The sequence below is a fragment of the Nocardioides sp. NPDC057577 genome (assembly GCF_042801335.1).
Classification (GTDB): Bacteria; Actinomycetota; Actinomycetes; order Propionibacteriales; family Nocardioidaceae; genus Nocardioides.
The window spans coordinates 1-11708 of the sequence record NZ_JBHVGB010000184.1; the positions used below are offsets into that span (position 1 = coordinate 1).

The 11708-nt window shown below is 69.8% G+C and carries 8 protein-coding genes; 1 reads left to right on the plus strand and 7 read right to left on the minus strand.

All coding sequences use genetic code 11. The annotated features are described in order from the left end of the window. The 4 genes from ACFU7D_RS25195 to glyA form a co-directional block, all read right to left on the minus strand. A partial coding sequence (locus ACFU7D_RS25195) for a (2Fe-2S)-binding protein (protein WP_378872538.1) occupies positions 1 to 904 on the minus strand: 904 nt, incomplete at its 3' end. Then, on the minus strand, positions 901 to 1191 hold the full coding sequence (locus ACFU7D_RS25200; RefSeq protein ID WP_378872540.1) for a sarcosine oxidase subunit delta: 291 nt from the start codon (positions 1189 to 1191) through the stop codon (positions 901 to 903). The genes ACFU7D_RS25195 and ACFU7D_RS25200, both read right to left, overlap by 4 nt. 12 nt (positions 1192 to 1203) lie before the next feature. Then, a complete protein-coding gene (locus ACFU7D_RS25205) occupies positions 1204 to 2421 on the minus strand; it encodes a sarcosine oxidase subunit beta family protein (protein ID WP_378725752.1) in 1218 nt (405 codons plus the stop codon). Next, the gene (gene glyA, locus ACFU7D_RS25210; RefSeq protein WP_378725756.1) at positions 2421 to 3716 is read right to left on the minus strand and encodes a serine hydroxymethyltransferase; all 1296 of its coding nucleotides are present in this window, start codon (positions 3714 to 3716) and stop codon (positions 2421 to 2423) included. The genes ACFU7D_RS25205 and glyA overlap by 1 nt, the downstream gene beginning before the upstream one ends. A gap of 111 nt (positions 3717 to 3827) precedes the next feature. Here glyA and ACFU7D_RS25215 point away from each other — a divergent pair, with 111 nt between their 5' ends. Further along, complete coding sequence (locus ACFU7D_RS25215) at positions 3828 to 4526, plus strand: GntR family transcriptional regulator (RefSeq protein ID WP_378725758.1); 699 nt, start codon at positions 3828 to 3830, stop codon at positions 4524 to 4526. A gap of 65 nt (positions 4527 to 4591) precedes the next feature. Here ACFU7D_RS25215 and ACFU7D_RS25220 read toward each other — a convergent pair whose 3' ends face one another. The 3 genes from ACFU7D_RS25220 to ACFU7D_RS25230 all read right to left on the minus strand — a co-directional run bounded on the left by ACFU7D_RS25220 (position 4592) and on the right by ACFU7D_RS25230 (position 11623). After that, a complete protein-coding gene (locus ACFU7D_RS25220; protein WP_378872543.1) occupies positions 4592 to 7096 on the minus strand; it encodes an FAD-dependent oxidoreductase in 2505 nt (834 codons plus the stop codon). Between the two features lie 39 nt (positions 7097 to 7135). Beyond that, positions 7136 to 8038, minus strand: coding sequence for a formyltetrahydrofolate deformylase (gene purU, locus ACFU7D_RS25225; protein ID WP_378725762.1), 903 nt, complete (start codon positions 8036 to 8038; stop codon positions 7136 to 7138). A gap of 216 nt (positions 8039 to 8254) precedes the next feature. Continuing rightward, positions 8255 to 11623 carry a PQQ-dependent sugar dehydrogenase gene (locus ACFU7D_RS25230; RefSeq protein ID WP_378872546.1) on the minus strand — a complete coding sequence of 1123 codons (3369 nt, stop codon included), beginning with the start codon at positions 11621 to 11623 and terminating at the stop codon, positions 8255 to 8257. Positions 11624 to 11708: the final 85 nt, after the last annotated feature.

The following is an 11708-nucleotide window of genomic DNA, read 5'->3' on the forward strand; positions in this document are numbered from 1 at the left end:
GGTCGGCGGCGACCTCGTAGGCGCTGTCGTTCGTGGTGGCGAGCAGGACGTCGGAGCCCGCGGCCACGCCGTAGCGGTTCAGGTAGGTGCGGACGGCGGAGGCCAGCATCACGCCGGGGCGGTCGTTGTTGCCGAACACGAGCGGACGCTCGTGCGCACCGGTGGCGACGATGACCTGCTGTGCCCGGATGTGCCACAGACGCTGTCGCGACAGACCGGCGAGGGCCTCCTTGGCGGACGCGTCGAGGTGGTCCAGCCGGCTCTCGAGGGCGATCACGTAGTTGGCGTCGTAGCTGCCGAAGGCGTTGGTCCGGGTGAGGACGGTGACCTCGGGGGCTGCCGCGAGCTCCGCGGTGACCTCACCCAGCCAGGTGTCGCTGTCGGTGCCCTCGACGCCGAGGTCGCGGGCGGAGAGGAGCGACCCGCCGAGCTCGGGCTGGTCGTCGACGAGGATCACCCGGGCGCCGGAGGCCGCGGCGGTGCGCGCCGCGGCGAGCCCGGTGGGGCCGGCGCCGATGACGAGGACGTCGGTGTGGACGTACTTCTTGTCGTAGATCGCGGTGTCGTCGCCAGGATCGAGATCGCCGAGGCCGCTGAGGTAGTCGGCCCGGAGACCGTCGACGAGCTCGACGGTCGTGGCCGGGAGCATCGACTCGTCGACCGAGTCGCCGGGACGCCGCACCTTGACCAGCGCGTTGGACTCCTCGAGCCCGGCAGCGAGTACGCCACGGGGCCGCTGCCGATAGAGCGAGGGACCGCACTCGAGCACGCCGTTGGCGATCAGTGCCGAGGCGAGGGTGTCACCGGCGTGCCCGGCGTACTCCTGGCCGTCGACGCTGAAGGCGAGACGGGTCGATCGGTCGATGCGGCCGCCGTCCGTGAGGCGGTGGGACGTCGTGTTCACTGCGAGTCTCCATCCAGGGTGGGGCGTGGCTCGCCGTTCCGGTAGACGGCGGCGATGCGGTAGGTGACGGTGTCGCGAAGGACGTTGAACCACTTGCGGCAGCCGGAGCTGTGGACCCAGCGCTCGGCGAAGATGCCCTTGGTGTTCTCGCGGTAGAAGAGGTAGCGGCCCCACTCCTCGTCGCTGAGGGCGCTCGGGTCCTCCGGGTAGGGGACGTGGGCCTGACCGCCGTAGTGGAACTCGGTCTCGTCGCGGGCGCCGCAGTCGGGGCAGCTGATGAGGATCATCGTCGGCTCCTTTCAGTGGGCCACGGCGGCGGCGCCGTGCTCGTCGATGAGGGCACCGGTGCTGAATCGCTCGAGAGCGAACGGTGCGTTGTACTCGTGGGGCTCGTCGTGGGCGATCGTGTGCGCCAGCGTCCAGCCGGCACCCGGGGTGCCCTTGAAGCCGCCGGTCCCCCAGCCACAGTTCACGTAGAGCTGGTCGATCGGCGTCTTGCTCACCACCGGGGAGGCGTCCGGCGTGACATCGACGATGCCGCCCCAGGTCCGCAGAAGATGCGCACGGGCGAAGATCGGGAACAGCTCGACGGCCGCCGCCATCTGCTCCTCGATCACGTGGAACCCGCCTCGCTGGCCGTAGCCGTTGTAGGCATCGACACCCGCGCCCATGACCAGCTCACCCTTGTGGGCCTGGGAGACGTAGACGTGGACGTGGTTCGACATCACCACGGTGGGGTGGACGGGCTGGTGGAGCTCGGAGACGAGCGCCTGGAGCGGGTGCGACTGGATCGGCAGGTCGAAGCCGGCCATCTCGGCCAGGACGCTGGAGTGCCCCGCCGCGCAGAGCGCGACCTTGCCGGCCGCGATCGTGCCGCGGCTGGTCCGTACGCCGACCACCCGGTTGCCGTCCTTGACGAAGCCGGTCACCTCGCAGTCCTGGATCAGGTCGACACCGAGCTCGTCGGCCTTGCGCGCGAACGCCCAGGCGACGTGGTCGTGCTTGGCGATGCCCGCGCGCGGCTGGTAGGTCGCACCGAGGACCGGGTAGCGGATGTTGTCGCTGGTGTTGATGATCGGGCAGACCTCCTTCACCTGGTCGGCGTCGAGCCACTCCGCGTCGATCCCGTTGAGGCGGTTGGCCTCGCAGCGCCGCACCGAGTCGCGTACGTCCTGCAGCGTGTGAGCCAGGTTGAGCACGCCGCGCTGGCTGAAGAGGAAGTCGTAGTCGAGCTCGTCGGGGAGCACCTCCCACTGCTTGAGGGAGTGCTCGTAGATCGCCGCGGACTCGTCCCACAGGTAGTTGGACCGGATGATCGTCGTGTTCCGCGCCATGTTGCCGCCGGCGAGCCAGCCGCGCTCGAGCACGGCGACGTTCGTGATGCCGTGGTTCTTGGCGAGGTAGTAGGCCGTGGCCAGGCCGTGCCCGCCGCCGCCGATGATGACGACGTCGTAGGAGGACTTGGGCTCCGGGTTGCGCCAGAGGAAGTCGGGGTGCTCGGGCAGCAGGTCTGCCATCACTCGGCTCCGTTCGACTCGAGGAGGTGGGGGTAGAGCGGGTGCTTCTCGGCGAGGTTGGTGACCCGGGCGCGCAGCGCGTCGGCCGTCTCGTCGGTGAAGTCGTCCTTCAGCGCGGCCGCGATGATGTCGGCCACCTCGCCGAAGTCGGTGTCGCCGAACCCGCGGGTGGCCAGGGCGGGCGTGCCGATCCGCAGGCCGGAGGAGACCATCGGCGGGCGCGGGTCGAACGGGACCGCGTTGCGGTTGACGGTGATGCCGATGCGGTGGAGGCGGTCCTCGCCGTCCTGGCCGTTGAGCTCGGAGTCGCGCAGGTCGACCAGCACGAGATGGACGTCCGTACCGCCGCTGACCACCGAGACCCCCGCGGCCGCGACGTCGTCGGCGAGCAGCCGCTCGGCGATGAGGCGGGCACCCCGCAGCGTACGCTCCTGGCGCTCGCGGAACTCGGGCTCCGCGGCGAGCTTGAAGGCGACCGCCTTGCCGGCGATGACGTGCTCGAGCGGCCCACCCTGCTGACCGGGGAAGACCGCGGAGTTGATCTTCTTGGCGATCGCCGCGTCGTTGGTGAGGATGACGCCGCCGCGCGGACCACCGAGGGTCTTGTGCGTCGTCGAGGTGACGACGTCGGCGAAGGGCACCGGGCTCGGGTGCAGGCCGGTCGCGACCAGGCCGGCGAAGTGGGCCATGTCGACCATGAGGCGGGCGCCGACCAGGTCGGCGATCCGGCGGAACTCCGCGAAGTCGAGCTGGCGGGGGTAGGCGGACCAGCCGGCGACGATCAGCTTGGGCCGGTGCTCGAGGGCGAGGCGCTCGACCTCGGCCATGTCGATCAGGAAGTCCTCGCGGCTCACCTCGTAGGGAACGACCTGGTAGAGGCGGCCGGAGAAGTTGATCTTCATCCCGTGGGTGAGGTGGCCACCGTGGGCCAGCGAGAGGCCGAGGATGGTGTCGCCGGGCTCGAGGAGGGCGAACATCGCGGCCGCGTTGGCCTGGGCGCCCGAGTGCGGCTGCACGTTGGCGTACTCGGCGGAGAAGAGCGCCTTGAGGCGGTCGATCGCGAGCTGCTCGATGACGTCGACGTGCTCGCAGCCCCCGTAGTAGCGGCGGCCGGGGTAGCCCTCGGCGTACTTGTTGGTGAGAACCGATCCCTGAGCCTCCATGACGGCGGCGGGAGCGAAGTTCTCCGAGGCGATCATCTCCAGCGTCGTCTGCTGGCGGCTCAGCTCGGCATCGATCTGCGCACGGACCTCGGGATCGAGGTCCGCGAGCGAGGCGGTCAGGACGTCAACCACGATGAACTCCCAAACTCTTGAAGTACGATTGATATATCAGTTCTGGAAGACCAGTATGCTGTCTGACGAAGACACCTGTCAACGGTCCGGATCAGAAAGCGGTGACATGGAATGACCGACCTTCAGGCGCCCGCCCTGCCGGCGAGCAGCCCGGCGCTCAGCCCGGCGATCAGCCCCGTGACCTCGCTGGCGTACGCGGCCTATGAGCGCATCCGGGACCGGCTGATCATGCTCGACATCAGGCCGGGCGAGCCGATCAACGACGGCAGGCTCGCGGAGTCGCTCGGGTTCGGCCGCACCCCGGTGCGCGAGGCCCTCAAGCGCCTGGAGACCGATCATCTGGTCGTCTCCTACCCACGCCGGGGCACGTTCGCGACGGCCGTCGACGTGACCGAGCTGGGCGCGATCTCCGACCTGCGCCAGCAGCTCGAGCCGTTCGCTGCGAACCGGGCGGCGACGGCCGCCACGGAGCAGATGCGGGGCGAGCTGCGGGCCATGGCCGCGAGGGTGCGCGGGCTCGACGCATCGGGTGACAGCCGGCCCACGCTGATGCGGCTCGACATGTCGGTGCACCGGATGATCTACCGCGCCACGGGCAACAAGCACCTCGAGGACGTCCTGATCAGGTACGACAACCTGGCGACGCGGATCTGGTGCCTGGTCGTCGACAAGCTCCCCGACCTGGCCTCCCACATCTCCGAGCACGCCCAGCTCCTGGACGCGATCGCCGACGGCGACGCCGAGCGCGCCGAGCGGCTGACCCGTGAGCACATCGACAGCTTCGCCACCGAGGTCCGTCGCGTCCTCTGACCGCGTTCGCAACATGCGATCGGGCGCCGGCCCACCCGGCCGGCGCCCGATCCACACCCGAAGGCTCAGCCGCGCAGACGGCTCATGCTCGGGTCGAAGAGCGGCTCCGGAGTGACCGTGGCCGAGATCCGCTGACCGAAGTACTCGATCTCGACCTGGTCACCCTCACCGATCTCCGCCGGCAGGTAGGCATAGGCGATCGGCTTGCCGATCGTGAACCCGTACGCCGCGCTGGTGACGTAGCCGACCGCGGTCTCGCCCGACAGCACGGGCTCCTTGCCGAGCACCATGGACTTGCCGTCGTCGATGGTGAGGCAGCGCAGGCGGCGGGCCGAGGTCTCCACCGAGCGGCCCTCGAGCGCCGCCTTGCCCACGAAGTCCTCCTTGGCGGACTTGACCGCGAACCCGACGCCGGCTTCGTACGGGTCGTGCTCGCTGGTCATGTCGGCGCCCCAGGAGCGGTAGCCCTTCTCCAGCCGGAGCGCGCCGAACGCGGCCCGGCCGGCGGCGACGACGCCGTGCTCCTGACCGGCGTTCCACAGGACGTCCCACAGCTTCTGGCCGTTCTCGGCGGAGGCGTAGATCTCCCAGCCGAGCTCGCCGACGTAGGACAGGCGCAGGGCCGTGACCGGGATCCCGCCGATCGTGGCCCGCTTGCCGCGGAAGTACTTCAGCCCGTCGTTGGTGAAGTCGTCGGTGCTGACCTTCGCGATCAGGTCCCGGGCCAGCGGGCCCCACAGGCCGATGCAGCAAGTGCCGCCGGTGGTGTCGCGGACGTGGGCGGCCAGCGACGGGTCCTCGGCGCGCAGCTTGCGGGCCTCCCGGCGCAGGTACGCCAGGTCGACCGTGCCGTTGGCACCGACCTGGTAGAGCTCGTCCTCGAGCCGGGCGACAGTGATGTCGCTCTTGATCCCGCCCTGCTCGTCGAGGAACAGGGTGTAGGTCACCGCGCCGGGCTTCTTGGCCACGTCGCCGGTGGTGAGCCGCTGCAGCAGCGTCTCGGCACCGGGGCCGGAGACCTCGAGGCGGCGCAGCGGCGTCATGTCGTACATGGCGACCGCGGTGCGGGTCTTCCACGCCTCGACGGCCGCGATCGGCGAGTGGTAGCGGGCCGACCAGTCATCGCGCGTCGGCGACTTCCACTCCTCGGGCAGCTGGTCGAGCAGAGCGGCGTTGGCCTCGTACCAGTGCGGACGCTCCCAGGTCCCGGCCTCGAGGAAGAACGCACCGAGCTCGACCTGGCGGGCGTGGAACGGGCTGACCCGGAGGTCGCGGGGCGACTCCTTGGGCTGCAGCGGGTGCAGGATGTCGTAGATCTCGACGAAGTTCTGCTGCGAGGTCTCGCTGACGTACGCCGGAGCCAGCTGCGTCTCCTCGAACCGGTTGAGCTCGAGGTCGGCGAGGTCGTACTCGGAACGCCCCGTGGTCAGCACCTCGGCGACCGCGCGGGCCACGCCCGCCGAGTGGGTGACCCACACGGCCTCGGCGACCCAGAAGCCGTCGACGTCGCGGGACTCACCCACGAGCGACCCGCCGTCGGGCGTGAACGAGAAGATGCCGTTGAACGACGACTCCGCGATCTCCGCCTCCTGCAGGCACGGGAGCAGCTTGCGGCACTCGTCCCACGGGCCCGCGAAGTCCTCCGGCGTGAAGTCGAGGCGGGACGGCATGTTGTCGTGGTCGACGTGCTCCGGGGTCGGGCCGAGGTCGGAGGCGACGTACGGCATCGGCTTGTGGGCGTAGGAGCCGATCCCGTAGCCCTCGCCCCACTCGCGGAAGTAGAGGTCCTGGTCCTGGTGGCGCAGGATCGGCAGGCTCGCACCGTCGGGCTGGTCGTGCTTGCCGGCCAGGACCGGGACGGCGGTGGTCTTGATGAACTGATGCGCCAGCGGGAGGAGCGGCACGTCGGTGCCCGCCATCTTGCCCACCTCGACACCCCAGAAGCCGGCGCAGGAGACGACGATGTCGGCCTCGACCACACCATTGGTGGTCTCGACGCCGGTGACGTGGCCGCCCTCCTGTAGGACGCCGGTGACCGTGGTGTGCTCGAGGTAGGTGACGCCGGCCGCCCGCGTACGCTCGACGAGCAGGTCGACGGCACGGGCCGCCCGGGCCAGGCCGTCGGTGGGGATGTGCAGGCCGGCGAGGACCTGCGACTCGTCGAGGTGCGGGTAGAGGTCCTTGCACTCGGCGGGGCCGACGACCCGGGCGTCGATCCCCCAGGACTTCGCGTAGCCGAGCTTGCGGTAGAGCTCGGCGACGCGGGCCTCGGTGGTCGCAACCTCGAGGCCGCCGACCTGGTTGAAGCAGCTCACGCCGTCCTTCTCCAGGCCCATGAACTTCTCGACGGTGTACTTGGCGAACAGGGTCATCGTCTTCGAGGGGTTGATCTGGAAGACGAGACCGGGAGCGTGCGAGGTCGAGCCGCCGGGCAGGTTGAGCGGGCCCTGTTCGACGACCGTGATGTCGGACCACCCGCGGGACACGAGTTCGTCCGCGAGGTTCGTGCCGACGATGCCGGCGCCGATGATGACTGTGCGGGGCGAGACGGTGCTGCGGGACGATGGCATGAGCTTCTCCTGAGGCTTCGGGGTGGTTCTGGAGGGTGGTCAGCGGAAGACGACGGTGCTGGAGCCGTGCATGAGGACGCGGTGCTCGCAGTGCCAGCGGACGGCGCGCGAGAGCGCGAGGCACTCGGCGTCCTGGCCGACGTGAGCCAGAGCCTGGGGCGTGTAGGTGTGGTCGACCCGGTTGACCTCCTGCTCGATGATCGGGCCCTCGTCGAGGTCGGCGGTGACGTAGTGGGCGGTGGCGCCGACGAGCTTCACGCCCCGCGCGTGCGCCTGGTGGTAGGGCTTGGCGCCCTTGAAGCCGGGCAGGAACGAGTGGTGGATGTTGATCGCGCGTCCCTCGAGCTGGCGGCAGAGGCCGTCGGACAGGATCTGCATGTAGCGGGCGAGCACGACCAGGTCGATGTCGTACTCCTCGACCAGGTCGAGCATGCGCTGCTCGGCCTGCGGCTTGGTCTCCGGCGTGACCGGGATGTGGATGAACTCCAGGCCCGCCGCCTCCGCCATCGGGCGGAGGTCCTCGTGGTTGGAGGCCACGACCGCGATCTCGGCGTCCAGGGTCCCCCCGCGCCACCGGAAGATGAGGTCGTTGAGGCAGTGGCCGAACTTGGAGACCATCACCAGCAACCGCGGCTTGCGCTCGTCGTGGAACGTGTACGACATCCCGAACCGGTCCGCGATCGGCCCGAACGCGGCGGTGAGCTCATCGACGTCCGCGCCGTCGACCGCGGTGAACTCGGTCCGGAGGAAGAACAGCTCCCCCATCCGGTCGTCGTGCTGCTGGTGCTCGAGGATGTCGACGCCGCGGTCGTACAGGAAGCTCGTGACCGCCTGCATGATCCCCGGGCGCTCCTGGCAGGAGAGCGTGAGCACGTTGGTCGTCGCTGTCGGGACGGTCGCCACGGACGCAACAGCGGTCGAGCTTGGCGGACTGATGGTCATGCGGGGCTCCTGATTGCCGGGAATGATACACAACTCATATATCAGAATGATCGTAGAACGGCTCTCAGAGCGCCGTCAAGGGTTTCCGGCACGTCCGAACGGCCGGCTACGCCACGGCGAGGACGGCGCGCAGGAAGGTGCCGGACGAAAGGTGTCCGGAACGGCCCGTGCGGGCCCGAAGGGACATGCCCCTCGGACCCGCACGGAAGAGTCACCTCAGAGTTGGCTGATCACCGCCTTGGCGTCCCGCTGCAGCGCGGCACGCGCGTCGGCATCGGCGACGTTGAGCGGGCTGGCCGCCAGGTCGGCGTACTCCTGCAGCTGCGATCGCGCGGCGGCACGGCGCCCGGCAGCGGCGTGCTTGGCGGCTTGGCCGAGCCGCTTCTCCAGGACGCTCTCCCCGGCGCGCGTGATCTCGCCGGAGCGGGAGAGCCGCTCGGTCAGGGCGGTGAGCTCACTCAGCGAGGTGGTGGTCGTGAACGTCACCGTCCTCGTCGTCGCGCGTCCCGCCTTGTCGGTCGCGGTGACCTCGAGGGTGTGCGACCCGAGCGAGAGCCGCCACAGGGCGAGCTTGTCGCCGGCGACCGCGGCACCGTCCAGGGTCGCGGCCACGGACCCGACACCGGAGGTGGCGTCGGTAGCGGACCATGACGCGTTCCCGGAGTTGCCGACCGTGGCGCCGTCGGAGACACCCTCGACCGCGACCTGCGGCGCGGTCTTGTCGATCCGCACCACGACCTGTCCGACCTCAGAGACGTTGCCACCGTTGTCGGTCGCGCGGTAGTGGACGGTCGTGACGCCTTCCGCGGACACCGTGAGCGGGTTGTTCGCGTTCTCCCAGGTCTGACCACCGTTGGTCGAGCGCTGCCGTGAGGCCAGGGTGCCGTTGTCGGTCGCGGCGACCGCCACCGACACGTTCCCCGTCCACCAGCCGTTCTGCCCGGTCGGCTGCGCCGGGTCGAGCGTCGCAGAGACCGTGGGCGGAGTGACGTCGGCGAAGCCGTCCCCGACGAACCTGATCCGGTCCAGGGTGACGCCGCCGGTGGAGGTCACGAACAGCTCACCGCTGCCCGATGGCGCTCCGGTCAGGTCGGACGTCGTCTCGGACCAGTCCGCGCTGTCGACGTCGAACGAGGCGAACGGTGTCGCGTCGGCCGACCCCGACCGCAGCTGCACGCTGCCGGTGCCACTGGCGCGCAGCTTCGCCGAGGTGATGCCGGCGAAGTTCACGGGCTTCCAGGAGAGCCAGTCGCCCGCATCGAGCGAGGTGACCTTCCGCAGGCCGCTCGCCGTGTCGTCCGGGGCGATCGCGACGCCCTCGGATGCGTCGGCCCACTCGGCCTCCTGCGACTTCGGGTTGAGGATCATCGACACCTCGGACCTGGCCGCAGGCACACCGTTGGCGCCGTTGTCGGTGTAGCCGATGACGACGACTCCGAAGATGTTCTCCGTCTCACCATGCTCGGTGGCGTCGGCGGGCGTCGGGATCGCGAACTGGCACCCCGTCCCCTGGCTGAGCGGGTGGGCGTGGACGTCGTGCCCGAGGCCGAACGTCCAGGTCACCCGGGAGCACACCGTCGCGCCCCCGTCCTCGGCGTCGTCGGTCGTCACTCGGAACGGCACCGCCTGGCCCCAGTCGAAGAAGCCGCCGTCGGCCGGCGTGGCCACCTCGATGCTCGGCGCGACGTTGCCCACGCTGATCGAGGTCGAGGTGATGCCGCGACGCCCCTCGGCGTCGGTGACGCGGAGCCGGGCGGTGTAGCGGCCGAGCTCGTCGTAGGTGTGCGACGTGGTCGCCCCGGTGGCGTCGAAGGTGCCGTCGCCGTCGAGGTCCCAGTCGTAGGTGAGCGCGCCGCCCTCGGGGTCGACCGAGCCCGAACCGTCGAACTCGACGGTCAGCGGTGCCGAGCTGCTGGAGATCGGGTCGGCGACGATGTCTGCGCGCGGCGCCTTGTTGCCGACGCTGTAGTCGATCCGATAGAGCCCGGCATCCGGGTTGGCACGGAAGAAGCCGTCACCGTAGTCGAGGACATAGAGCGACCCGTCCGGCCCGAACTCGATGTCGATCGGGCTGTCGGTGATCGGCTGCCGGTTCGTCTCGAGATCGATGTTGGGCAGGAACTGCTCGATGTGCGAGACCGGGCCACTGGGCCAGTCGACGGTGAACGCCGCCAGGTAGTCCTGGGAGAACTCGGCGAAGAACGCCTTGCCGTCCCAGTACTCGGGGAACTTCGTCGGCGAGGGGTTGTCCGCGTCGTAGTGGTACACCGGACCGCCCATCGGTCCCTGACCGCCCGCCGAGCTGAAGTCGGTCAGCTCGGGCCACGGCTGGTGGGTGTTGTTGTCGCCGTAGTAGAGGGTCGCGGCCTTGGCCGGCGGAACGGTCGGGAGTCCGGTGTTCCACCGTGAGTTGTTCTCCGCACCAGCGGCGCAGTCGAAGAAGTCCCTCGGCGTCGCCGTCTCGAAGTTCCACTCGTTGTAGTTGAAGTGGTCGCCGGTGCAGTAGGGCCAGCCGCCGTTGATCGGCTCGTCGATCGCGGTCGTCTGCCACTCGACGTACCCCATCGGGCCACGGTCCGCGTTCGGCGCCCCGGCGTCCGGGCCGTAGTCGCCCCAGCTCACCGAGCCCGTGGCGGCGTCGACATCCATCCGGAACGGGTTGCGCAGACCCATCGCGAAGATCTCCGGTCTCGTTCCCTCCGTGCCGGGGGCGAACAGGTTGCCCTCGGGGACGGTGTATGAGCCGTCCGCCTGGACCGCGACCCGCAGGATCTTGCCACGCAGGTCGTTCGTGTTGCCCGCACCGCGGCGGGAGTCGAAGCCGGGGTTGAAGCCGGGGGCGTCGTTGTTGGGGGCGTACCCGTTCGCGCCCGGGGCTCCTGCCGGGGTGTTGTCACCCGTGGCCAGGTAGAGGTTGCCCTGGTCGTCGAAGTCGACGTCACCGGCGACGTGGCAGCACTGACCGCGCTGGACCTCGACCTTGAGGATCACCTGCTCGGTGTCGAGATCCAGCCTGTCGGCGGACTCGTCCCACTTCACCCGGGTGAGCTGGTTGTAGCCCTTCCACTGGTCCCAGTAGGCCTCGGTCTGGCCGGCCGGCAGCGTGTTGGGGGCGGAGCCCGAAGGCGTGGTGGTCGGGTAGGGGCCGGTCATGGTGCGCGGCGCGTAGTAGAGGTAGACCCAGCCCGACTCCTCGAAGTCGGGGGCGAGGGTGACCGTCTGCAGGCCGTCCTCGGAGTTGTTGTACGTCGCGATCGTGTTGACCACGCGGGTCGTACCTGCGTCGGGGTCGACGAGCCGGATGTCGCCGTTGCGCGCGGTCGTGAGCACGCGCCGGTCCGGCAGGACGGCCATGTCGATCGGCTCACCGGTGTCCTTGGTGAGCGTGACCTTCTCGTAGTTGGACCAGTCCAGGGCGAGGCCGGCCCCGGGCTCGGTGCCGTGGTCGACGCCGTCGTGAGCCGCCGCGGGCGTCGCGAGTGCGAGCCCGGAGGCGAGAACGAGTCCGAGCCCGGAGGTCACCGCGAGGAGTGATCTTCGGGCACGACGGCGGGAGACCCGACCGGCTGAGCTGTTTGTGGGCATGACGATTCCTTCGAGAACGAGGGCGGAAGATGCCGAAGAAGGGCGCGCGAGCACGCCGGTGGCCGGAGCGCGACCCGGTGAGGGG